This is a genomic window from Pseudomonas sp. VD-NE ins, from assembly GCF_031882575.1.
GTDB classification, from domain to species: Bacteria; Pseudomonadota; Gammaproteobacteria; order Pseudomonadales; family Pseudomonadaceae; genus Aquipseudomonas; species Aquipseudomonas fluorescens_BZ.
The window spans coordinates 1,839,943-1,861,339 of the sequence record NZ_CP134772.1; the positions used below are offsets into that span (position 1 = coordinate 1,839,943).

Annotated in this window: 25 protein-coding genes; 17 read left to right on the top strand and 8 right to left on the bottom strand. The window is 60.6% G+C overall.

Going from position 1 to position 21,397, the window contains the following annotated elements; translation table 11 throughout:
• Positions 1 to 29: 29 nt before the first annotated feature.
• From RMV17_RS08085 to RMV17_RS08100, 4 genes are all read left to right on the top strand, one after another.
• Entirely contained in the window at positions 30 to 818 is a 789-nt protein-coding gene (locus RMV17_RS08085) for a ParA family protein (RefSeq protein ID WP_007919990.1), read from the top strand.
• Positions 819 to 934: 116 nt separating this feature from the next.
• Positions 935 to 1,900 (top strand): CheW domain-containing protein, encoded by a 966-nt coding sequence (locus RMV17_RS08090; protein ID WP_108226833.1) that lies wholly within the window; start codon positions 935 to 937, stop codon positions 1,898 to 1,900.
• Between the two features lie 73 nt (positions 1,901 to 1,973).
• Positions 1,974 to 2,459 carry a chemotaxis protein CheW gene (locus RMV17_RS08095; protein WP_108226832.1) on the top strand — a complete coding sequence of 162 codons (486 nt, stop codon included), beginning with the start codon at positions 1,974 to 1,976 and terminating at the stop codon, positions 2,457 to 2,459.
• Positions 2,460 to 2,855 (top strand): DUF2802 domain-containing protein, encoded by a 396-nt coding sequence (locus tag RMV17_RS08100; RefSeq protein WP_311886219.1) that lies wholly within the window; start codon positions 2,460 to 2,462, stop codon positions 2,853 to 2,855. It abuts the gene before it with no gap.
• 118 nt (positions 2,856 to 2,973) lie between these two features.
• Here RMV17_RS08100 and RMV17_RS08105 read toward each other — a convergent pair whose 3' ends face one another.
• Both RMV17_RS08105 and RMV17_RS08110 read right to left on the bottom strand, forming a co-directional pair.
• Positions 2,974 to 3,303, bottom strand: a complete 330-nt coding sequence (locus tag RMV17_RS08105; protein WP_016987484.1) for an EscU/YscU/HrcU family type III secretion system export apparatus switch protein — start codon at positions 3,301 to 3,303, stop codon at positions 2,974 to 2,976.
• Positions 3,300 to 4,874, bottom strand: a complete 1,575-nt coding sequence (locus RMV17_RS08110; protein ID WP_311886220.1) for a flagellar hook-length control protein FliK — start codon at positions 4,872 to 4,874, stop codon at positions 3,300 to 3,302. The genes RMV17_RS08105 and RMV17_RS08110 overlap by 4 nt, the downstream gene beginning before the upstream one ends.
• Positions 4,875 to 5,071: 197 nt before the next feature.
• Between RMV17_RS08110 and ccmA the strand changes: the two genes are divergently transcribed.
• The 12 genes from ccmA to RMV17_RS08170 all read left to right on the top strand — a co-directional run bounded on the left by ccmA (position 5,072) and on the right by RMV17_RS08170 (position 13,276).
• Positions 5,072 to 5,707: a cytochrome c biogenesis heme-transporting ATPase CcmA gene (gene ccmA, locus RMV17_RS08115; RefSeq protein WP_034151524.1), complete on the top strand. Its 636-nt coding sequence runs from the start codon at positions 5,072 to 5,074 to the stop codon at positions 5,705 to 5,707.
• Positions 5,704 to 6,372 (top strand): heme exporter protein CcmB, encoded by a 669-nt coding sequence (ccmB, locus tag RMV17_RS08120; protein WP_034151525.1) that lies wholly within the window; start codon positions 5,704 to 5,706, stop codon positions 6,370 to 6,372. Before ccmA ends, ccmB begins: the two co-directional genes overlap by 4 nt.
• A 78-nt stretch (positions 6,373 to 6,450) precedes the next feature.
• Positions 6,451 to 7,206, top strand: a complete 756-nt coding sequence (locus RMV17_RS08125; RefSeq protein ID WP_016987487.1) for a heme ABC transporter permease — start codon at positions 6,451 to 6,453, stop codon at positions 7,204 to 7,206.
• Complete coding sequence (gene ccmD, locus RMV17_RS08130; RefSeq protein WP_003222944.1) at positions 7,203 to 7,379, top strand: heme exporter protein CcmD; 177 nt, start codon at positions 7,203 to 7,205, stop codon at positions 7,377 to 7,379. Before RMV17_RS08125 ends, ccmD begins: the two co-directional genes overlap by 4 nt.
• Positions 7,376 to 7,831: a cytochrome c maturation protein CcmE gene (gene ccmE / locus RMV17_RS08135; protein ID WP_034151526.1), complete on the top strand. Its 456-nt coding sequence runs from the start codon at positions 7,376 to 7,378 to the stop codon at positions 7,829 to 7,831. The genes ccmD and ccmE overlap by 4 nt, the downstream gene beginning before the upstream one ends.
• A gap of 3 nt (positions 7,832 to 7,834) precedes the next feature.
• The gene (locus RMV17_RS08140) at positions 7,835 to 9,823 is read left to right on the top strand and encodes a heme lyase CcmF/NrfE family subunit (RefSeq protein WP_311886222.1); all 1,989 of its coding nucleotides are present in this window, start codon (positions 7,835 to 7,837) and stop codon (positions 9,821 to 9,823) included.
• Positions 9,820 to 10,356, top strand: coding sequence for a DsbE family thiol:disulfide interchange protein (locus RMV17_RS08145; RefSeq protein ID WP_311886224.1), 537 nt, complete (start codon positions 9,820 to 9,822; stop codon positions 10,354 to 10,356). The genes RMV17_RS08140 and RMV17_RS08145 overlap by 4 nt, the downstream gene beginning before the upstream one ends.
• Positions 10,353 to 10,823 (top strand): cytochrome c-type biogenesis protein, encoded by a 471-nt coding sequence (locus RMV17_RS08150; protein WP_311886226.1) that lies wholly within the window; start codon positions 10,353 to 10,355, stop codon positions 10,821 to 10,823. The genes RMV17_RS08145 and RMV17_RS08150 overlap by 4 nt, the downstream gene beginning before the upstream one ends.
• Positions 10,820 to 12,022 (top strand): c-type cytochrome biogenesis protein CcmI, encoded by a 1,203-nt coding sequence (gene ccmI / locus RMV17_RS08155; RefSeq protein ID WP_311886227.1) that lies wholly within the window; start codon positions 10,820 to 10,822, stop codon positions 12,020 to 12,022. The genes RMV17_RS08150 and ccmI overlap by 4 nt, the downstream gene beginning before the upstream one ends.
• Positions 12,023 to 12,047: 25 nt before the next feature.
• Positions 12,048 to 12,452, top strand: coding sequence for a hypothetical protein (locus RMV17_RS08160; protein WP_016987493.1), 405 nt, complete (start codon positions 12,048 to 12,050; stop codon positions 12,450 to 12,452).
• A 207-nt stretch (positions 12,453 to 12,659) separates the two neighbouring features.
• Entirely contained in the window at positions 12,660 to 12,872 is a 213-nt protein-coding gene (locus RMV17_RS08165) for a type II toxin-antitoxin system HicA family toxin (protein WP_311886230.1), read from the top strand.
• A complete protein-coding gene (locus RMV17_RS08170) occupies positions 12,872 to 13,276 on the top strand; it encodes a type II toxin-antitoxin system HicB family antitoxin (protein WP_038363904.1) in 405 nt (134 codons plus the stop codon). Before RMV17_RS08165 ends, RMV17_RS08170 begins: the two co-directional genes overlap by 1 nt.
• Positions 13,277 to 13,345: 69 nt before the next feature.
• On the opposite strand, the gene RMV17_RS08175 is transcribed toward RMV17_RS08170, so the two are convergent.
• Positions 13,346 to 14,533, bottom strand: coding sequence for an MFS transporter (locus tag RMV17_RS08175; protein ID WP_311886231.1), 1,188 nt, complete (start codon positions 14,531 to 14,533; stop codon positions 13,346 to 13,348).
• 243 nt (positions 14,534 to 14,776) lie between these two features.
• Here RMV17_RS08175 and RMV17_RS08180 point away from each other — a divergent pair, with 243 nt between their 5' ends.
• Positions 14,777 to 15,388: a DUF5666 domain-containing protein gene (locus RMV17_RS08180; protein WP_311886232.1), complete on the top strand. Its 612-nt coding sequence runs from the start codon at positions 14,777 to 14,779 to the stop codon at positions 15,386 to 15,388.
• A 260-nt stretch (positions 15,389 to 15,648) separates the two neighbouring features.
• Here the strand turns inward: RMV17_RS08180 and RMV17_RS08185 are convergent, their stop codons facing one another.
• From RMV17_RS08185 to RMV17_RS08205, 5 genes are all read right to left on the bottom strand, one after another.
• A complete protein-coding gene (locus tag RMV17_RS08185; protein ID WP_034151535.1) occupies positions 15,649 to 16,647 on the bottom strand; it encodes a sulfate ABC transporter substrate-binding protein in 999 nt (332 codons plus the stop codon).
• A 104-nt stretch (positions 16,648 to 16,751) separates the two neighbouring features.
• Entirely contained in the window at positions 16,752 to 17,576 is an 825-nt protein-coding gene (locus RMV17_RS08190; protein ID WP_007919942.1) for an ion transporter, read from the bottom strand.
• Between the two features lie 21 nt (positions 17,577 to 17,597).
• Positions 17,598 to 18,512 (bottom strand): urea transporter, encoded by a 915-nt coding sequence (locus tag RMV17_RS08195; RefSeq protein ID WP_034151536.1) that lies wholly within the window; start codon positions 18,510 to 18,512, stop codon positions 17,598 to 17,600.
• Between the two features lie 146 nt (positions 18,513 to 18,658).
• The gene (gene pyk, locus RMV17_RS08200; protein ID WP_311886233.1) at positions 18,659 to 20,074 is read right to left on the bottom strand and encodes a pyruvate kinase; all 1,416 of its coding nucleotides are present in this window, start codon (positions 20,072 to 20,074) and stop codon (positions 18,659 to 18,661) included.
• Positions 20,071 to 21,345 carry a glycerate kinase gene (locus RMV17_RS08205; protein ID WP_311886234.1) on the bottom strand — a complete coding sequence of 425 codons (1,275 nt, stop codon included), beginning with the start codon at positions 21,343 to 21,345 and terminating at the stop codon, positions 20,071 to 20,073. Before RMV17_RS08205 ends, pyk begins: the two co-directional genes overlap by 4 nt.
• Positions 21,346 to 21,397: the final 52 nt, after the last annotated feature.

Consider the following 21,397-nt stretch of genomic DNA (forward strand, 5'->3'; position numbering starts at 1 on the left):
GAGCATATCGGCCGGGAGGAACGAACTGAATGAGAGTCTGGGCAGTCGCCAATCAAAAGGGTGGTGTCGGTAAAACCACATCTTCCATCGCTTTAGCCGGGTTGCTGGCCGAGGCGGGCAAGCGCGTGGTTGTGGTCGATCTCGACCCGCACGGCTCGATGACCAGCTATTTCGGTTACGATCCCGACAGCCTGGAACACAGCAACTACGACCTGTTTCTGCACAAGGGCAGCGTGCCGCAAGGCCTGCCGGGGCAGTTGCTGTTGTCGACCAGTGACGAACGCATTTCCCTGCTGCCATCGAGCACCGCACTGGCGACCCTTGAGCGTCAGTCGCCGGGGCAGAGTGGCCTCGGTCTGGTGATCGCCAAGAGTCTGGCGCAACTGTGGCAGGACTTCGATTACGCTGTGATCGACAGCCCGCCGTTGCTCGGCGTGCTGATGGTCAACGCCCTCGCGGCGAGCCAGCAATTGGTGATTCCGGTGCAGACCGAACACTTGGCCGTCAAAGGTCTGGAACGCATGGTCAACACCTTGGCGATGATCAACCGCTCGCGCAAACAGGCGCTGCCGTTCAGCATCGTGCCGACCCTGTTCGATCGCCGTACCCAGGCCTCGATGCACACCTTGCGTGTGCTGCGTGACAAATTCCCGGAAGAGATCTGGCAGGGTTATATCCCGGTCGACACTCGTCTGCGCGATGCCAGCCGTGCCGGTGTCACGCCTTCGCAATTCGACGGCAAGAGCCGTGGCGTGCTGGCCTACCGCGCGCTGCTCAAGCATCTGTTGGCGCAACAACTTGTTCCGCAGGTGGCTTGAATGACGTTGAACCTTGTAGGAGCTGCCGCAGGCTGCGATCTTTTGATCTTGCTTAGTGGCGCTCCTGAAAAGATCAAAAGATCGCAGCCTGCGGCAGCTCCTACATGGGGTTGCGTATGAATCGGCCGGTCAAGTTGACGTCGAAGCCGCAATTGGCGCTGCAGTCTTATCTGGATAATTTGCTGCAGGAAATTCCTGACGAGCTGCCGCCGGTCATTGAGGCGCAGCCTGAAGTTGTCGAAAGCACCGAGGCACTGGACGAGTTCCAGGCTGCGGTGCTGGAAGAGCAGGCGCGTGATGCGCAGAAGGCTGCCAAACCTGTCGCACCGGTTGTTGCGCCTGCCGCCGCAGCGGTCGCCAAGGCACCGGTTGCATTGATCGAAGAAGCCGAGCCGGTTCGCGCGTCCGTTTCGACACTGGCACCGCTGCTGCAAACCCAGTTGCTGAAAACCGCGCCGGAACCGGCGGTGGTCGAACCGGCTCCAGCTCCAGTTGCACCCGCACCCGCGCCTGTCGAGCAGACGCTGGTGCCGCCGCTGGTGGAAGTGCATCTGCCGCCGAACAACACGCCACCACCGGTGGAAACCGATGGCCGTCCGGCCTGGGCCTCCGAAGCGTTCGAATGCCTGTTGTTCGACGTCGCCGGGCTGACCTTGGCCGTGCCGCTGGTGTGCCTTGGCTCGATCTATTCGCTGGCCGGCCACGAGCTGACGCCGCTGTTCGGTCAGCCGGAGTGGTTCCTCGGGATCCTGCCGAGCCAGGCCGGTAATTTGAAAGTTTTGGACACGGCACGCTGGGTCATGCCGGATCGCTACCGCGATGACTTCCGTCAGGGCCTGCAGTACGTGATTTCGGTACAAGGTTACGAGTGGGGCCTGGCGGTGCATCAGGTCAGTCGCTCGTTGCGTCTGGACCCGAATGAAATTAAATGGAGAAGTCACCGGGGTCAGCGGCCATGGCTCGCCGGCACGGTGATTGAACACATGTGCGCCTTGCTTGACGTTTCCGCACTGGCCGAGTTGATCGCCAGCGGTGGGGCAAAACACATGTCCGGCAGTAAGCCGAATCACAAACCTACATAACAGACACTTCCGGCAGACGCATGCCGGCGTACGAAACATACACCGCTAGGGCGGTACTTCGAGGGGCTAGGGTATGAACGACAAGGCGACGGCGGCAAAGGGTTCTGAAGATCCGATCCTGCAATGGGTTACCTTCAAACTGGACAACGAAACCTACGGCATCAACGTGATGCGCGTGCAGGAAGTGCTGCGCTACACCGAGATCGCTCCAGTGCCGGGTGCGCCGAGCTACGTGCTGGGCATCATCAACCTGCGCGGTAACGTGGTCACCGTGATCGACACCCGTCAGCGCTTCGGCCTGAACAGCGGCGAGATCAGCGACAACACCCGTATCGTCATCATCGAAGCCGACAAGCAAGTCGTCGGCATCATGGTCGACAGCGTCGCCGAAGTGGTTTACCTGCGTCAGTCGGAAATCGAGACGGCGCCGAACGTCGGCAACGAAGAGTCGGCCAAGTTCATCCAGGGCGTGTGCAACAAGAACAACGAGTTGCTGATCCTGGTCGAGCTGGACAAGATGATGAGCGAAGAAGAATGGTCGGATCTGGAGAACATCTGATTGATTCTCGAAGTCGCGGTCATTGTCCTGTTCCTCTTCTGGGCAGGCACGCTGGCAATGTTTGTGTCGTACATCAAGGCGCAGCGGGTGATCGCTGCGCAACAGGCTCAGGGCGATGCGCTGCGTGATCAACGCATCAAGGAACTGGCCAAGCGTGTCGACGATTACCAGAACGGCAACGTGCGCATGGGCGAAGCCCTGCACGAGCTGCGCGCGGTCGTCGGTCCGTTGCCGGACAAAATCGTTCAGCTGGAACAGCGCGACCCGTCGAGCCTGTCATTCGCCCAGGCGGCGAAACTGGTGGGCATGGGCGCAAGCGTCGATGAACTGACTCAGTCCTGCGGGTTGACCCAGGCTGAGGCGGAGTTGATGCGCAAACTACATAAAGGCAGCTAAGAGTTTCGAGCTTTTAGCGGCAAGCAAGATCAAAAGATCGCAGCCTTCGGCAGCTCCTACAGGGAAACGCATTCCAATGTAGGAGCTGCCGAAGGCTGCGATCTTTTGCTTTTAAGGCTCAGTAATCATCCCCGCGATCGGTGACGTCCTTCTCGACCATCGGCGCATTCGGGTCCTGCCCCTCAGGGAATTTGCCCTTCAGATTCCACGCAAACGCGATGATCTCGGCGATCGTGCGATACAGCTCTTCGGGAATGCTGTCGCCCAATTCCATCCGCGCCAGTAATCGCACCAGTTCAGCGTTCTCATAGATCGGCACTTCGCAATCGCGAGCAATGCGCAGGATTTCTTCGGCCAGTTCGTCATCACCTTTGGCGGTGAGGGTCGGGGCGTGGTTGCCGTCGTATTTGAGGGCGATGGCCTGGCGTGGGGCAGTGGAATCGTTCATGCGGTTTCGTCGACCCAGCGGTGTTCAAGACGGGTTTGATTGCCTTGCGGCGGCGTGCCGAGGTGGCAGTCGATGTCGCCGACGTTGAGCCCGCGATCAAGCAGACGCTGGCGCAGGGCGAACAGGTTGTTGCCGATCAGGTCGGCGGTGTACGGCCGCTCGGCCCACAGTTGGCTGGACAGGCTGCCGGCGATCAGTTGCGCCTGAATCTGCATCGGCCCGAGCGGTTCCATGTCGAACGCCAGATCGACGCGCCACAGTTGTTGCTTGGGCTCGCGCTCATCGCGACGTTCATTCGGTTGCGGCTCTCGCTCCGGCGCTTCTTCGCGCTGGAACTTGACCTGCAGCGGCACGATGTCCTGCAGGTTGCGCATGGGGATTTCCAGTTGCCAGGTGCTGAGCAGGCGGCCGTCGTCGGTAACGCCGGTCTGCTCGAGGCTCGACAGTTGATGGCTTTGCAGGCGCGAAACGGCGGCAGCGGCGAGACGCAGCAACTGTTCCAGATCGCCTTCGCCGTCCTGACTTTGCAGCAAACGCTCGGGCAGCGGGAAGCTGCTCGGTACCGGTTTGGCGCTGACCTGGCCGAGCATGCCGAGGGCGTTGCGGACGAAACTCGGCAGCGCTTGCGCCAGGGTGTTGGCGGCGATGATCGCGTTGAAACTGGTGCTGCTCGGCAGGCCTGGGGTCAGTTGTGCGATCAGCTTGAGCAGATCGGCTTTCATGTCCGGGGCCAGCGTCGGGGTTTGTCCGGTCAGCAGCTTGGCTTCGAGGAACACGCCGCTATTGGCCAGCGCCAGTGCCACGCCTTTGGCGGTGCTCAGTTGTTGTACATCGGGCAGGCTGGCGAGCAGTTTGTCGACCACCGCGCGCAAATCTGCAGAGGTCGAGTCATCGGCTGGCGGTAGATTCTGTAGTGCGTTCAACAGCCCACCGAGTGACGCCTGACGACTTTGCTGGCCGACCAATTGCTGACTCACCGCCAGTTGTTCCTGACGACTGCTCATCGGCAGGAATTTCAGGGTTTGTGCATCTTCGACCAACGCCGAAAGCAAAGTACCGATGCGCAGCGGCTGCGGGCTGTCGATGGTCAGTGTGCTGCCGCTCTGTGCGGTGTTGAGCAGAGTGACCAGCGAACGGAATACCGCCGCTTGCCCGGGCGTCTGCGGCAGCGCCTGCGAGGTCAGCACCTTGCCTTGCAACAGCGTGCCGACCGGCAATTGCGCGGTGTCGATGCGGGTGAGGGCGGCGACACTGCTGGCGATGGCCTGCTGCACGGTGATCGCCAGATTGCCCGCCGAGGGTTGGGTGATCGCCAGACTGGTGCCTTGGGGCAACGGCAGATTGCTGGTCGCTTGCACGGTGGTCTGGCGTCCGCCGTCGACGGTCACCTTGAGCAATAACTGAAAAGTCTGATCCGCCTGCTTGAGCGACAACACCTCGGCCTTGGCGCTTTGCCCGGCGCCGATCAGGCCTTCGACCGGGGTCAGCAGCTTGAGCAGCTCACCGACCTGCGGGCGAACGGTCGCCGGGGTGGTGGGCGGGAGCGGGAGGATGTTCATTTCGCCTGTCATACGCGGACACAACCTGAGGAAAATGCACTCTTGAGAGTAAGGCACGACATGTATAATGCCGCCCGTCTTGCGCTTCGAATAAAAAACATAGCAATTGTTTGACCCAGCTCTCTAGATCGAGCCGTCAATGCATCTATGCTGCATCTCTTTAACGGCCGCGCCAGAGCCGACTTGAACCGTATAAGGCCCGTGATCCCTTGACCAGTCCTGTTCTGCAAACCGTTGCCCTTGCGTGTGAACGTGATCTGCGGCTGCTCTTCGAAAATCTCGAATTGAGACTGGCCAGTGGCGATATGGTGCAGATCAGCGGACCCAATGGCAGCGGCAAGACCAGCCTTTTGCGCCTGCTTTCAGGGCTGATGCAGCCGACCGCCGGGCAAGTCCTGCTCAATGGCCAGCCGCTGACCGAACAACGCAGCGAACTCGCACGCAACTTGCTGTGGATCGGTCACGCCGCCGGGATCAAGGATCTGCTGACCCCGGAAGAGAACCTTTCGTGGCTCTGCGCGCTGCATCATCCCGCCGAGCGTGATGCCATCTGGCAAGCGCTGGCAGCAGTAGGATTGCGCGGTTTCGAAGATGTTCCCTGCCACAGCCTGTCCGCTGGTCAGCAACGTCGCGTGGCGCTGGCGCGCTTGTATCTGGACAGCCCGCCGCTGTGGATTCTCGATGAACCGTTCACTGCCCTCGATAAACAAGGCGTGGCGCAGCTCGAAGAGCATCTGGCCGGGCACTGCGAACGCGGTGGTCTGGTGGTGTTGACCACGCACCACACGCTGAGCCGGATGCCGGCCGGTTATCGCGACATCGATTTGGGGAACTGGGCAGTATGAGTGTGTTTGGCCTGCTGGTTGCCCGTGAGTCCCGACTGCTGTTTCGCCGCCCGGCGGAGCTGGCCAATCCGCTGATTTTCTTCGCCATCGTCATCGCGTTGTTCCCGCTGGCCGTCGGCCCGGAAACTCAAGTGTTGCAAAACCTGTCCCCCGGGTTAGTCTGGGTGGCGGCGCTGTTGTCGGTCCTGCTCTCGCTGGACGGGCTGTTCCGCAGTGATTTCGAAGACGGATCCCTGGAACAGTGGGTCCTTTCGTCGCACCCGCTACCACTTCTGGTATTGGCCAAGGTACTGGCACACTGGCTTTTCTCCGGTCTGGCACTGGTTTTGCTCTCACCGTTGCTGGCGTTGATGCTCGGTTTGCCTGTCGCCTGCCTGCCGGTTTTGCTGCTTTCGTTGTTGCTGGGTACACCGGTACTGAGCTTGCTTGGCGCGGTGGGCGCGGCACTGACGGTCGGTTTGAAACGTGGCGGCCTGTTGCTGGCGCTGCTGATTCTGCCGTTGTACATCCCGGTGTTGATCCTCGGCAGTGGCGCCTTGCAGGCCGCCCTCCAAGGCATGCCGGCGACCGGGTATCTGCTGTGGCTGGGTAGCCTGACCGCCCTGGCGATCACCCTGACACCCTTTGCAATAGCTGCTGGCCTGAAGATCAGCGTCGGCGAATAATGAGGTCTGGTTAAAATTTAACCAGCAAAGACCCTGAGACTGCTCACACCGATGAGCGGCACCCGTGATGGAAACAGTATGAACTGGACCTGGTTTCACAAGCTCGGCTCGCCCAAGTGGTTCTACGGCATCAGCAGCAAGTTTCTGCCGTGGTTGAGCATCGCAGCGTTGCTGCTGATTGGTGTCGGCGTCGTTTGGGGCCTGGCCTTCGCGCCGCCGGATTATCAGCAAGGCAACAGCTTTCGCATCATCTATATTCACGTGCCTGCCGCGATGCTCGCTCAGTCGATCTACGTGATGCTGGCGGTGTGCGGTGTGGTCGGGCTGGTGTGGAAGATGAAACTGGCCGACGTCGCCCTGCAATGCGCCGCACCGATTGGCGCGTGGATGACCGCCGTGGCGCTGGTCACCGGGGCGATCTGGGGCAAACCGACGTGGGGCTCGTGGTGGGTCTGGGATGCGCGCCTGACCTCGATGCTGATTCTGCTGTTTCTGTATTTCGGCGTGATCGCGCTGGGCAATGCCATCAGCAACCGCGACAGCGCCGCCAAGGCCTGCGCCGTACTGGCCATCGTCGGCGTGATCAACATCCCGATCATCAAATACTCGGTGGAGTGGTGGAACACCCTGCACCAGGGCGCGACCTTCACCCTGACTGAAAAACCGGCGATGCCGGCGGAAATGTGGCTGCCACTGCTGCTGACGGTGCTGGGTTTCTACTGCTTCTTTGGCGCCGTGCTGTTGCTGCGCATGCGCCTTGAAGTGCTCAAGCGCGAAGCCCGCGCCAGTTGGGTGAAAGAAGAAGTGCAGCACAGTCTGGAGGCCGCTCGATGAGTTTTGCTTCATTCGGCGACTTCCTCGCCATGGGCCATCATGGCCTGTATGTCTGGTCGGCCTACGGCATCTGTCTGGCGGTGCTGATCCTCAACGTGGTGGCGCCGATCGCGGCCCGCAAGCGTTATCTGCAACAAGAGGCGCGTCGTCTGCGCCGGGAGAACGGCAAGTGAATCCGCTGCGCAAGAAACGTCTGATCATCATTCTGGCCATTCTGGTCGGGGTCGGCGCTGCCGTCGGCCTGGCCCTCAGCGCCCTGCAGCAGAACATCAATCTGTTCTATACCCCGACCCAGATCGCCAATGGCGAAGCCCCGCAAGACACGCGCATCCGCGCTGGCGGCATGGTCGAGAAGGGCTCGCTGCAACGTTCGCCGGATTCCCTCGACGTCAAATTCGTCGTCACCGACTTCAATAAATCCGTGACCATCGCCTATCGCGGCATCCTCCCGGACCTGTTCCGCGAAGGGCAGGGCATCGTCGCCCTCGGCAAGCTCAACGCTGACGGCGTGGTCGTCGCCGATGAAGTGCTGGCCAAGCACGACGAGAAGTACATGCCGCCGGAAGTGACCAAAGCGTTGAAAGACAGCGGTCAATCCGCACCAACGCCTGCTAAGGAGGGTTGATCGATGACGTCGGCGATTTTTATTCCTGAGTTGGGTCATCTGGCGATGATCCTGGCGCTGTGTTTTGCCCTGGTGCAGGCCGTGGTGCCATTGGTCGGTGCCTGGCGTGGCGACCGTTTCTGGATGAGTCTGGCCCAGCCGGCCGCGTGGGGACAGTTTGCCTTTTTGCTGTTTGCGTTCGGCATTTTGACCTACGCGTTCATGACCGATGACTTCTCCGTCGCGTATGTGGCGAACAACTCCAACACCGCGTTGCCGTGGTATTACAAATTCAGCGCGGTGTGGGGCGCTCACGAAGGGTCGTTGCTGCTGTGGGCCCTGATTCTCGGTGGCTGGACCTTCGCGGTGTCGGTGTTTTCCCGGCAGTTGCCGCAAGTGATGCTTGCCCGCGTTCTGGCGGTGATGGGCATGATCAGCACCGGTTTCCTGCTGTTTCTGATCCTCACGTCCAACCCGTTCAAACGCATCCTGCCGCAAATGCCGAGCAATGGCGCCGACTTGAACCCGTTGTTGCAAGACATCGGCCTGATCGTTCACCCGCCGATGTTGTACATGGGTTACGTCGGTTTTTCGGTGGCGTTTGCCTTCGCCATCGCCGCGTTGATGGGCGGTCGTCTTGATGCCGCGTGGGCACGCTGGTCGCGCCCATGGACGATCGTCGCCTGGGCCTTCCTCGGCATCGGCATCACCCTCGGTTCGTGGTGGGCGTATTACGAACTCGGCTGGGGCGGCTGGTGGTTCTGGGACCCGGTGGAAAACGCTTCTTTCATGCCTTGGCTGGTCGGCACCGCGCTGATTCACTCGCTGGCGGTCACGGAAAAACGTGGCGTGTTCAAGAGCTGGACGGTGTTGCTGGCGATTGCCGCGTTCTCCCTGAGCCTGCTCGGGACGTTCCTGGTGCGTTCCGGCGTGCTGACTTCGGTGCACGCGTTTGCCTCGGACCCTGAGCGCGGCGTGTTCATCCTGATCTTCCTGCTGTTTGTGGTCGGCGGCTCGCTGACCCTGTTCGCCCTGCGCGCGCCGGTGGTCAAGAGTCAGGTCGGTTTCAACCTGTGGTCGCGGGAAACCCTGCTGCTGGGCAACAACCTGGTGCTGGTAGTGGCGGCGTCGATGATCCTGCTCGGTACGCTGTACCCGCTGATTCTCGATGCCCTCAGCGGCGCCAAGATGTCGGTGGGTCCGCCGTACTTCAACGCACTGTTCATTCCGTTGATGGCGTTGCTGATGATGGTCATGGCGGTCGGTGTGATCGTCCGCTGGAAGGACACTCCAGTGAAATGGCTGGCCGGCATGCTCACGCCAGTGCTGCTCGGCAGCGTTGCGCTGGCGGTGGTGGCCGGTGTCGCTTACGGCGATTTCAACTGGGCGGTGATCGCGACCTTCCTGCTGGCCGCGTGGGTATTGCTCGCCGGTGTCCGCGACATCGTCGACAAGACCCGTCACAAAGGCCTGATCAAAGGCCTGCCGACACTGACCCGCAGCTATTGGGGCATGCAGATCGCCCACCTCGGCATCGCTGTGTGCGCCTTGGGCGTGGTGTTGTCGAGCCAGAACAGTGCCGAACGCGATCTGCGTCTGGCGCCGGGCGAGTCGATGGACCTGGCCGGTTATCACTTCATTTTCGAAGGCGCCAAGCACTTCGAAGGGCCGAACTTCACCTCGGACAAAGGCACCATTCGCGTGATCCGCGACGGCAAGGAAATCAGCGTACTGCACCCGGAAAAACGTCTGTACACCGTGCAAAGTTCGATGATGACCGAAGCCGGCATCGACGCCGGTTTCACCCGTGACCTTTATGTCGCCCTCGGCGAACCGCTGGAAAATGGCGCGTGGGCCGTGCGGGTGCACGTCAAACCGTTCGTGCGCTGGATCTGGTTCGGCGGCTTGCTCACCGGGTTCGGTGGCTTGCTGGCGGCGCTGGATCGACGGTATCGGGTCAAGGTGAAAGCCAAGGTGCGTGAAGCCCTGGGCATGACGGGAGCGGCGGCATGAAACGTTGGTTGATGCTGGTGCCACTGGCGATTTTCCTGCTGGTGGCGGTGTTTCTTTATCGCGGTCTGTACCTCGATCCGGCGGAACTGCCGTCGGCGATGATCAACAAGCCATTCCCGGAGTTTTCCCTGCCCAACGTGCAGGGCGACAAGAGCCTGACCAAGGCTGACATCCTCGGCAAACCGGCGCTGGTCAACGTTTGGGGCACCTGGTGCATTTCCTGCCGGGTCGAGCATCCGGTGCTGAACAAACTCGCCGAGCGCGGCGTGGTGATCTACGGCATCAACTACAAAGACACCAACGCCGATGCCTTGAAGTGGCTGGCCGAATTCCACAACCCGTACGTGCTGGATATCCGTGACGACGAAGGCTCGCTGGGCCTGAACCTCGGTGTCTACGGCGCTCCGGAAACCTTCTTCATCGACGCCAAGGGCATCATTCGCGACAAGTACGTCGGCGTGATTGACGAACAAGTCTGGCGCGAAAAACTCGCGGCCAAGTACCAGGCACTGGTCGATGAGGCCAAGCTATGAAGCGTTTTATGGCTGCCGTGGTATTGGGCTTGAGTCTGGTCGGTGTCGCCCATGCCGCCATCGATACTTACGAGTTCGCCAAAGAAGGTGATCGCGAGCGTTTCCGTGAACTGACCAAGGAACTGCGCTGCCCCAAGTGCCAGAACCAGGACATCGCCGACTCCAACGCGCCAATTGCCGCTGACCTGCGCAAAGAGATTTTCCGCATGCTCGGCGAGGGCAAGGACAACCAGCAGATCATCGATTTCATGGTTGATCGCTACGGTGATTTCGTCCGCTACAAACCGGCGCTCAATGCCAAGACCGCACTGCTGTGGTTCGGCCCGGCCGGGCTGTTGCTCGGTGGTTTGGTGGTGATAGCGGTGATTGTCCGTCGTCGTCGCGGCCAGCGCGCCGAGACCCCGCAAGCGCTGTCCAGTGAAGAGCGTCAGCGCCTCGACCAACTGTTGGATAAAAACCAAGAATGATTGATTTCTGGCTTGCCGCAGGGCTGTTGCTTCTGGTCGCCCTGAGTTTTCTGCTGATCCCGGTGCTGCGTGAACGTCGCGCCCAGCGTGAAGAGGATCGTACTGCCCTGAACGTCGCGTTGTATCAGGAGCGTGTCGCCGAGTTGCAAGCGCAACAGGCTGAAGGCGTGCTCGACGCGGCGCAAATGGACAGCGGTCGTGCCGAAGCTGCACGTGAGTTACTGGCGGATACCGAAGGGGTTGCCGCACCGCGTATCTCGAAACTGGGCAAACCGTTGCCGCTGCTGGCGGCAGTGCTGGTGCCGGTGTTGGGCCTGGGCCTGTATATGCACTTCGGTGCTGCCGACAAGGTCGAACTGACCCGCGAATTCGCCCAGGCGCCGCAGTCGATGGAAGAAATGACCCAACGTCTGGAGCGCGCCGTCGCGGCGCAACCGGATTCTGCGGAAGGCCTGTATTTCCTCGGCCGGACCTACATGGCGCAAGAGCGTCCGGCGGACGCGGCGAAGATGTTCGAACGCGCCGCCAATCTGGCCGGTCGCCAGCCGGAACTGCTCGGTCAGTGGGCACAGGCGCAGTACTTTGCTGATGGCAAGAAATGGTCGGCAAAGATTCAGGCCCTGACCGACGAAGCGCTGAAGGCTGATCCGAAAGAAGTCACCAGCCTCGGCCTGCTCGGTATCGCCGCGTTTGAAGGCGAGCGTTATCAGCAAGCCATCGATTACTGGAATCGTCTGCTCGCACAATTGCCACCGGACGACAGTTCCCGCGCTGCGCTGCAAGGCGGGATCAAGCGCGCCGCCGAACGTCTCGAAGCCAGCGGCGGCAAAGTCGCTCAAGCACCGCAAGCCGCGAAAGCTGCGCTGTTGAAAGTCAGCGTCGATCTTTCCAGCGAACTCAGAAGCAAAGTGCAACCGGGCGACAGTGTGTTCATCTTTGCCCGCGCCACCTCTGGCCCGCCGGCACCGCTGGCGGCCAAACGCCTGACCGTGGCCGATCTACCGGTGACCGTCGAACTGGGCGATGCCGACGCGATGATGCCGCAGTTGAAACTGTCGAACTTCCCTGAAGTCCAACTGGTTGCGCGCATCTCCCGTGCCGGCCAACCGACTGCCGGCGAGTGGGTCGGTCGCAGCGGCCCTCTGGCCAGTAGCACCACTGCGCTACAAAAACTGACCATCGACAGCCCGGACCAATAGCCGGACACAACAGGAAAGCACCGCCATGCACACCATCGCCCGAATCACAGTCCTCACACTGGCCCTGGGCTTGAGTGCATGTGCGGTGCAACGACCGGAACCGACCACCAACCTGCCGCCGATCCCGCCGTCGCAGCCAAGCCCGACCCCGTCGACCTCACCGACCCCAGGCAAAAGCATCCCGGCAAAACCGGCCAAACCCGTCCCGCGCACCTCAGCCAGCTTCGCCCCACCACCGGGCGGCAACAGCCACTGGGATCAGAAACTCGGCGTCTACGTCCTCGACGACCAGACCAACACCTTCTACCGCCAGCGCACCTACTACCGCTGGAACAACGGCTGGAGCCGCTCCGTCAGCCCCAACGGCCCGTGGGAAGACACCAACATCCACGGCGTGCCACCGGGGCTGGGCAAGCAGTTCGGGCAGTGAATGAAAACGGCGATCTTTGGATCGCCGTTTTGCTGTGTGCCTGTTGGGTTCGCACAGAAATTGCTCAAGGAAGCGCTGCGCAAAGCTCAGGGCCTAGCGTTTCAATCACACTCTGTAAAACAACCGGACGTCGCTCTCTGGATTTCTGTGCTTGAGTAAAGATAACTCTAGGGTTATTTTTAAAAGACCAAGCCAAGGAGGCGATTGGTGCAAAGCAGGCAATTGATCAAGGAGCTGGAGGAGGCTGGCTGGGTGCTGGATCGGGTCGCCGGCAGTCATCACATCTTCAAGCACCGATACAACCCGTACACGATTCCCGTCCCACATCCGAAAAAGGATTTGCCGTTGGGGACGGTCAAGAGCATCAGGCGGCGTGCCGGGTTGTACAACCCGCCAGCCAGTTACGAAGGAGATCCGTAATGCAATATCCAATCTGTATCGAGTGGGGAGACGAGAACACTGCCATCGGTATTCAGATCCCCGATATTCCCGGCGCCGTTACGGCAGGGGATAGCTTTGAAGATGCCTACAAGGCGGCGGTTGAAGTCGCCCACATCATGCTGCAGGAGATTGCGGCGGACGGGGAGTCGATTCCTATGCCGACTTCGGCATCCGCTCATCGCAGTAATCCAGAGTTTGCCGAGATGGGTTGGGGCATGCTGGAGCTGGATATTTCGCCTTATCTCGGCAAGACCGAAAAGGTCAACGTGACGTTGCCTGGCTATGTAATTCAGCGCATCGATCGTTATGTGCGCGAACACAACGTCAAAAGCCGCTCCTCCTTTCTGGCGGATGCGGCGATGGAGAAACTGGTTCGTTATTAAGCTTCATCGCTCCCTCAGGCTAAATGAATAACCCGTGGGAGCGAGCCTGCTCGCGAAGCTTTTGACGCCTTACGCCGTTGCCAATGAACCACGCTGCGAAACACTCAAAAACCGCAACAACGCCAACAGCGGGAACGCACTTCCCACAATCACGATCCACAACCAGCCGCCATGTTCATACACCGCGCTGGCGACGGACGAGCCGAAGGCGCCGCCGATAAAGATGCTGGTCATGTAAAGCGCGTTCAAACGGCCACGGCTTTTGGCGTCCAGCGAGTAGACCGCGCGCTGGCCGAGGACCATGTTCATCTGCACACAAAAATCGAGCACCACGCCGGTCACGGCCAGGCCGATGACGCTGTAGGCCGGGTGGATGAAGGCGGGCAGGAAGCTCAGGCTGGCGAAGACCATGGCCAGCAGCGAGGCGATGCGGGTGTGGCCAGCGTCGGCCAGACGTCCGCTGATCGGCGCGGCGATGGCACCGATGGCGCCGACCAGGGCAAAGATCGCGATTTCGCTTTGCGACAGACCATGGTTGCGCGCCAGTTCCAGCGGCACCGCAGTCCAGAACAGGCTGAACGTGGCGAACATGCAGCCCTGATAAAACGCGCGTTGGCGCAATACCGGTTGTTGGCGTAGCAGGGTCCACAGCGAACCGATCAACTGGCCATACGTGGCGCTATGATCGGGCTGGCGCTTGGGCACGGTCAACGCCAGTACCACGCTGATCGCCGCCATCAATGCGGCGGCAATCATGAACATCGCCCGCCAACCCAAATGGTCGGCGACCACGCTCGACACCGGTCGCGCCAGCAGGATACCCAGCAACAAGCCGCCCATGATCCCGCCGACCACCCGGCCACGGGATTCTTCCGGTGCCAGATGCGCAGCCAATGGAATCAGGATCTGCACCGACACCGAGCTGAAACCGACCAACAACGAGATCAGCAAAAACACATTCGGCTGATCGGTAAACGCCGCCGCCAATAGGCTGGCAATCGCCACCAGGGTGGTGATGATCATCAACCGGCGGTTCTCCAGCAGGTCGCCCAGCGGCACCAGGAAGAACAGGCCCAGCGCATAACCGATCTGCGTCAGCGAGACGATGAAGCTGGCCATGGTGTCGGAGAGGCCTATGTCCGGTGCGATCAGGCCGATGATCGGCTGTGCGTAGTAGATGTTGGCAACGATGGCGCCGCAGCAGAAAGCGAACAGCAGCACCATGCCTCGGGTCATTGCGTGAGTGGTGGTGGTCATAAGGTTTCTCGATCCAGCGAAAGGGAATGCAGTGAGGCTATGGGACAAACCGGGCGGGCAGAAGACGCCGTCGGTTGATATCAGTTATTCCGTTGCGGAATGAACAGGAGCACTCGGCAAGTCATCCATCGGCGGACCTTGCGTCCGACCGTTGAGGGTCGATGATACATTCACTTACATCCTGTTCGATAGCGTGCTTATGTTCGCATTGGCTTGTTCAACATTCATGACCGGAGGATTGCAATGAAGCTTCGTCTTATCGCAACGATTGTCCTGACTAGCCTGCTCGGCGCGATGAGCGCACAGGCCGCCGATGCCCCGGGGATGCGCATCGGTGTGCGCGGAGAGATCACCGGGGTCAATACCGACAGCCTGAAAGTCCACGTCAACAGCGGCGAGAACGTGTTGATTCAGCTGACCGGCGACACCAAAGTTCGCGCGGTCACCCTGGCCAATATCGAAGACATCAAACCTGGCAGTTACATCGGCTCGGCGGCGATGCCGCAGGAAGATGGCACGCTCAAGGCGCTGGAAGTGCATGTGTTTCCGCCGGAGCTGGCGGGTAGCGGCGACGGGCATCGGCCGTTCGATCTGGCCAAGGGCAGCAGCATGACCAATGGCAGCGTCGGCGATCTTGTGGTGAGCAACGGGCGGGTGCTGACGGTGAACTACAAGGGCGGGCAGCAGAAGATTCTGGTGCCGGAGGATGTGCCGATCGTCAATCTGGTGCCGGGGGATCGGAGTTTGCTGAAGGTTGGGGTGAAGATCGTGACGTTCGTGACGCAGAGTGCGGATGGCACGCTGACGGCGCAGTCGATTTCTGCGGGTAAGGATGGGGTGACGCCACCGATGTGAAAGCAGACCCTCACCCTAGCCCTCTCCCGGAGGGAGAGGGGACTGACCGAGGTGTCTGGCGCTATACATCGACCTGAAAGACTTGCAGCGATTATGGATTCACAGCAGCACTTTCAGGTCGGCAAATCTTTTGAGCATCCCACGGTCGGCCCCCTCTCCCTCTGGGCGGTCCGACGTTTCGGGAGGGCTGGGGTGAGGGTAAAGCGGCCACAAAAAAAGGCGACCTCAGTGGATCGCCTTTTTCACGCCAGCCTTAAACCTTACTGCCCGCTATAAATCTGATCGAAAACCCCACCATCATTGAAGTGAGTCTTCTGCACCGTACGCCAGTCACCAAAGGTCTTCTCCACCGACAGGAAATCAACTTTCGGGAAACGATCGGTGTATTTGGCCAACACCGCCGGATCACGCGGACGCAGGTAGTTCGCCGCCGCAATTTCCTGACCTTCCGGCGACCACAGGTACTTCAGATACTCATCCGCTGCCGCACGCGAGCCTTTCTTGTCGACCACTTTATCGACCACGGAAACCGGCGGCTCAGCCTCTGCGGAAACGCTCGGGTAGATCACTTCAAACTGATCACGACCAAACTCGCGGGCAATCATTTCCGCTTCGTTTTCGAAGGTTACCAGCACGTCGCCGATCTGGTTGGTCATGAAGGTCGTGGTCGCCGCACGGCCACCGGTATCGAGCACCGGCGCTTGCTTGAACAGTTTGCCGACGAAGTCCTTGGCCTTGTTTTCGTCGCCGCCATTCTTCAGCACATAACCCCAGGCCGACAGGTAGGTGTAGCGACCGTTACCCGAGGTTTTCGGGTTTGGCACGATCACTTGCACGCCGTCCTTGAGCAGATCCGGCCAGTCTTTCAGGGCTTTCGGGTTGCCTTTGCGCACGATGAACACCGTGGCCGAGGTGAACGGCGCGCTGTTGTTCGGTAGACGGGTGACCCAGTTCTCCGGCACCAGTTTGCCGTTGTCGGCGAGGGCGTTGATGTCGGTGGCCATGTTCATGGTGATGACGTCAGCCGGCAGGCCATCGATCACCGAGCGCGCTTGCTTGCTCGAACCGCCGAAAGACATCTGCACGGTGATGTTTTCGTTGTGCTCGGCTTGCCAGTGTTTCTGGAACGCAGTGTTGTAGTCCTTGTAGAAATCGCGCATCACGTCGTAGGAAACGTTGAGCAGCGTCGGGGCTGCCTGGGCGATGTTGGCCAAGGCCAGGCCGGCGGCGAGAAGTGAGGCGCCAAAGAGTTTTTTCACTGCGCATTCCTTGTTTTATCGGTGTAGAAGCAGGGGGTGATATTCAATTGCCACTGACTATAACGGGGCGCGCATAGTCGTTTAAAGATTAAAAAGCTCTTTGCTTATTCCAGTTTCTTGAACAGTGCATTGCCGCATCGCGAGCAGAACGCCGCGCCATGTTCATGGCTGTTTTTCTTGCACACCGGGCAGTCGTGTTGCAGTTGTTCACCGCGCATGGCGTTAGCCAGTTCGGCGGTGAAAATCCCCGTGGGCACGGCGATGATCGAGTAACCGGTGATCATCACCAGCGACGAAATCACCTGACCCAGCGGCGTCTTCGGCACTATGTCGCCGAAGCCCACCGTGGTCAGCGTGACGATCGCCCAATAGATGCCTTTGGGAATGCTGGTGAAGCCGTGTTCCGGGCCTTCGATCACGTACATCAAGGTGCCGAACACCGTCACCAGGGTGCAGACGCTGACCAGAAATACGACGATCTTCTGCTTGCTGCCGCGCAGCGCCGACATCAGATAATTGGCTTGCTTGAGATACGGGCTGAGCTTGAGCACACGGAAGATCCGCAGCATGCGGATGATCCGGATAATCAGCAGGTACTGCGCATCGCTGTAATACAGCGCGAGGATGCCCGGCACGATCGCCAGTAAATCCACCAGCCCGTAGAAGCTGAAGGCGTAGCGCAACGGTTTCGGTGAACAGTACAGACGCAGGATGTACTCGCCGAGAAAGATGATCGTGAAGCCCCACTCGATGTAGGCCAGCACGTCGGCGTAGTTCTGGTGAATGCTGTCGATACTGTCGAGCATCACGATCACCAGACTGGCGAGGATGATCAACAGCAGGATGCCGTCGAAGCGACGCCCGGCGCGGGTGTCGCTCTGGAAAATCATGACGTAAAGCCGTTCGCGCCAACTGTTGCTGCTGTCCATGGATAACGCCTGAATCGAAGATCAGCGCAGCCTAGGTTGATTCTCCCCATGAGCGCAAGGCGCACGCTCGACCGTGGCTTTGCCGAGCATCTGAATCCCGGCGCGGATCAGCCAGCCCGCGAGGATGAACGGCGCGGTCAACGTGGCGAGACCCACCGCTGCAAACAACGGTGTAACCAGCAGCGCGAGGACGATGCCGACCAGCGGCAGCCACGGTTGTTGACGTTGCGAAGAGAAGGCGAGGGCGGCGAGCACGGCGTTGTAACTGCCGAAACCGAGCAAAGCGGCGCTGGTTTCGTGATGCAGCAGGCTCGAACCAAGGCCGATTGCCGAGGCGAGCATTGCCCAGCAAAACGCCCGGCGATCAGCGATCAGCAAACCAATGGCGATCAATGCGCCGGCCAGTGGATGACCGAGGAACATCACCTGGCCCAGACCGCGCAATTCGGCGGCAAGCACGTTCAGCGTGTTCATCTCGATGTGCGCCATCGGCGCCGACGGTTCGGTAAACAGCAGCAAGACCCAGCTCATGGCCACGAACGGCGAGGTGTAGGCCGGTATGAAACGGCTGCTGTACACGTGTTTGAGCCATTGCTGCGTGATCATCGCGCTCAGGCCGCCGGCGGCAAGAATCAGCGGCGGCAGCATCGGCGACCAGGGGAAATACAGGCTCAGCAGCAGTCCGAGCAAGATGCCGTTGTAGCTGAACAGTCCAGCCTGGCGATCGGCCTTGGCGTAGTTGCGCCGTTGTGCAGTAAGCAGGCCGGCAACGGCACCGAGCAGCGCACCGGCGAACAGCACGGGCGCCGTCAGCAAAATCGCCAACAGGCACAGCAGGCCGCACAGCGGATGACGCTGGAGGAATATTTGACTGAAACCGTTGAGCAAAGCCTCGGCCCAGTCGGGGCAGTGGGTATTGAAATGATTGGCAGGCATGGCAGTTCTGAAAGTCAGTGAAACCGAGGCGCCTGCTGGCGATGAGGCCAGTTGTAGCGCTCAAGCATTTTGATCGAAGGAATAACCGCTATTCCCCCAGGTTTGATCGTTCCCACGCAGAGCGTGGGAACGATCATGGAGGGGAGTCAGATCAACGTTTCGATCCGCAGCGAGTTGGTCGACCCCGGCTGCCCGAACGGCACACCGGCAGTGATCAGCAGCGTGTCGCCACGCTCGGCCATCCCCTGCGCCTGGGCGATTTCCAGCGCGGTCGAGCAAACCTCGTCGACCTGACGCAGACGATCATTGACCACCGAATGAATCCCCCACGCCACGCTCAATCGCCGTGCGGTCTGCAGGTTCGGCGTCAGGTTGAGAATCGGCGCTTTCGGCCGTTCCCGCGCCGCACGCAGACTCGATGCACCGGACTCGCTGTAGTTGACCAGCACCGCCACCGGCAGCACGTTGCTGATACGCCGGATCGCGCAACTGATTGCATCGGAAACGGTCGCTTCAGCCTTCGGCCGACTGACGTCGAGTTGCGTCTGATAATCCGGGCCGTTCTCAACTTGACGAATGATCTTGCTCATCATCTGCACAGCTTCCAGCGGGTATTCGCCAGAGGCAGTTTCTGCCGAGAGCATCACCGCATCGGCACCTTCGGCCACGGCGTTGGCAACGTCGGTCACCTCGGCGCGGGTCGGGGCAGGGGAGAAGCGCATCGACTCGAGCATCTGCGTCGCCACCACCACCGGTTTGCCGAGTTCACGGCACGTAGTGATGATGTTTTTCTGAATCTGCGGCACGCTTTCGGCGGGCACTTCGACGCCGAGGTCGCCACGGGCCACCATGATCGCGTCGCTCAATTCAGCGATTTCACGCAACTGTTCAACGGCGGAAGGCTTCTCGATTTTCGCCATCAAAAAGGCTTTGTCGCCGATCAGTGCGCGCGCTTCGACGATGTCTTGCGGGCGCTGCACAAACGACAACGCGACCCAGTCCACGCCGAGTTCCAGACCGAAGCTCAAATCGCGACGATCCTTGGCGGTCAGCGGGCTGAGGTCGAGCACCGCTTGCGGCACGTTGACGCCTTTGCGGTCCGACAGTTCGCCGCCATTGAGCACGGTGGTGTCGATCGCATCAGCGTATTTGCTGACCACGCGCAGACGCAGTTTGCCGTCGTCGAGCAGCAGATCCATGCCCGCTTCCAGCGCGGCAATGATCTCCGGATGCGGCAGATTGACCCGGCACTCATCGCCCGGCGTCGCGTCCAGATCAAGACGGAATGCCTGACCACGATGCAACTGCACCTTGCCGTCAGCGAACTTGCCGACGCGCAGTTTCGGCCCCTGCAAGTCCATCAGAATACCCAGCGGGTAGTTGAGCTGGCGCTCGACTTCGCGGATCCACTGATAGCGCTTGGCGTGATCGGCGTGATCGCCGTGGCTGAAGTTCAGGCGGAAGATATTCACCCCGGCCTCGACCAGCTCACGGATGTCTTCGATGCCATCGACAGCAGGGCCGAGGGTGGCGAGGATTTTGACCTTTTTATCAGGCGTCATGATTTGCAGCTCTCAAGGATCAGAATGGCGCGGAAGTCGTTGACGTTGGTGCGGGTCGGCTCGGTGACGATCAGCGCATCGAGCGCCGCGAAATAACCGTAGCCGTTGTTGTTATCCAGCTCGTCGCTGGCGCTCAGGCCAAGGGCGGCGGCGCGGGCGTAGCTGTCCGGGGTCATGATCGCACCGGCGTTGTCTTCCGAGCCGTCGATGCCGTCGGTGTCACCGGCCAGGGCGTAGACGCCGGGCTGGCCTTTGAGGCTGTCGGTGAGGCTGAGGAGGAATTCGGCGTTGCGCCCGCCACGGCCATTGCCACGCACGGTCACGGTGGTTTCGCCGCCGGAGAGAATCACGCACGGCGCTGCCAATGGCTGACCGTGATGGATGATCTGGCGGGCGATGCCGGCGTGGACTTTCGCCACTTCGCGCGACTCACCTTCGAGGTCGCCGAGGATCAGCGTGCTGAATCCGGCCTGACGGCATTTCACCGCCGCCGCATCCAGTGATTGCTGAGGACGGGCGATCAACTGGAAGTGGCTGCGCGCTAGGGACGGATCGCCGGGTTTGACGGTTTCCGACTCAGGGCTTTGCAACCAGTTGCGCACCGAGACCGGGATATCGATGCCGTAGCGTTTGATGATCGCCAGCGCTTCGGCGGAAGTGCTTGGGTCGGCCACGGTCGGGCCTGACGCGATGACCGTGGCGAGGTCGCCCGGTACATCGGAAATCGCGTAGGTGTAGACCGTGGCAGGCCAGCAGGCCTTGCCGAGACGTCCGCCCTTGATCGCCGAAAGGTGCTTGCGCACGCAGTTCATCTCGCCGATGGTCGCGCCGGATTTCAGCAGGGCTTTGTTGATCGATTGCTTGTCGGCGAGGGTGATGCCTTCGGCCGGCAGGGCCAGCAGGGCAGAGCCGCCACCGGAGAGCAGGAAGATTACGCGGTCGTCTTCCGTCAGATTGCTGACCAGTTCGAGCACGCGTTTGGCCACGGCCAGACCGGCAGCGTCCGGCACCGGATGCGCGGCTTCGACCACTTCGATTTTTTCGCACGGGGCGCCGTGACCGTAACGGGTCACCACCAGGCCAGACACTTCACCTTCCCAGCAGCGCTCGACCACTTGTGCCATCGCGGCGGCGGCTTTGCCGGCGCCGATGACGATCACCCGGCCGGTACGATCGGCAGGCAGATGGGCTTCGAGGACTTGGTTCGGATGAGCCGCGTCGATGGCTGTGGCAAACAGCTCGCGCAGCAGTTGTTGCGGATCGACCGACATGGCGGGCTCCCGGAATTCTTGTTATTCGAAAGGGCAACTCGGAACCCTTGTG

Bases quoted from the DNA above. Each gene is read 5' to 3' on its own strand.
- RMV17_RS08085 (WP_007919990.1), top strand. From the start codon at position 30: ATGAGAGTCTGGGCAGTCGCCAATCAAAAGGGTGGTGTCGGTAAAACC.
- RMV17_RS08090 (WP_108226833.1), top strand. From the start codon at position 935: ATGAATCGGCCGGTCAAGTTGACGTCGAAGCCGCAATTGGCGCTGCAG.
- RMV17_RS08095 (WP_108226832.1), top strand. From the start codon at position 1,974: ATGAACGACAAGGCGACGGCGGCAAAGGGTTCTGAAGATCCGATCCTG.
- RMV17_RS08105 (WP_016987484.1), bottom strand. From the start codon at position 3,303: ATGAACGATTCCACTGCCCCACGCCAGGCCATCGCCCTCAAATACGAC.
- RMV17_RS08110 (WP_311886220.1), bottom strand. From the start codon at position 4,874: ATGACAGGCGAAATGAACATCCTCCCGCTCCCGCCCACCACCCCGGCG.
- ccmB (WP_034151525.1), top strand. From the start codon at position 5,704: ATGAGTGTGTTTGGCCTGCTGGTTGCCCGTGAGTCCCGACTGCTGTTT.
- RMV17_RS08125 (WP_016987487.1), top strand. From the start codon at position 6,451: ATGAACTGGACCTGGTTTCACAAGCTCGGCTCGCCCAAGTGGTTCTAC.
- ccmD (WP_003222944.1), top strand. From the start codon at position 7,203: ATGAGTTTTGCTTCATTCGGCGACTTCCTCGCCATGGGCCATCATGGC.
- RMV17_RS08140 (WP_311886222.1), top strand. From the start codon at position 7,835: ATGACGTCGGCGATTTTTATTCCTGAGTTGGGTCATCTGGCGATGATC.
- RMV17_RS08145 (WP_311886224.1), top strand. From the start codon at position 9,820: ATGAAACGTTGGTTGATGCTGGTGCCACTGGCGATTTTCCTGCTGGTG.
- RMV17_RS08150 (WP_311886226.1), top strand. From the start codon at position 10,353: ATGAAGCGTTTTATGGCTGCCGTGGTATTGGGCTTGAGTCTGGTCGGT.
- ccmI (WP_311886227.1), top strand. From the start codon at position 10,820: ATGATTGATTTCTGGCTTGCCGCAGGGCTGTTGCTTCTGGTCGCCCTG.
- RMV17_RS08160 (WP_016987493.1), top strand. From the start codon at position 12,048: ATGCACACCATCGCCCGAATCACAGTCCTCACACTGGCCCTGGGCTTG.
- RMV17_RS08170 (WP_038363904.1), top strand. From the start codon at position 12,872: ATGCAATATCCAATCTGTATCGAGTGGGGAGACGAGAACACTGCCATC.
- RMV17_RS08175 (WP_311886231.1), bottom strand. From the start codon at position 14,533: ATGACCACCACCACTCACGCAATGACCCGAGGCATGGTGCTGCTGTTC.
- RMV17_RS08180 (WP_311886232.1), top strand. From the start codon at position 14,777: ATGAAGCTTCGTCTTATCGCAACGATTGTCCTGACTAGCCTGCTCGGC.
- RMV17_RS08190 (WP_007919942.1), bottom strand. From the start codon at position 17,576: ATGGACAGCAGCAACAGTTGGCGCGAACGGCTTTACGTCATGATTTTC.
- RMV17_RS08195 (WP_034151536.1), bottom strand. From the start codon at position 18,512: ATGCCTGCCAATCATTTCAATACCCACTGCCCCGACTGGGCCGAGGCT.
- pyk (WP_311886233.1), bottom strand. From the start codon at position 20,074: ATGACGCCTGATAAAAAGGTCAAAATCCTCGCCACCCTCGGCCCTGCT.
- RMV17_RS08205 (WP_311886234.1), bottom strand. From the start codon at position 21,345: ATGTCGGTCGATCCGCAACAACTGCTGCGCGAGCTGTTTGCCACAGCC.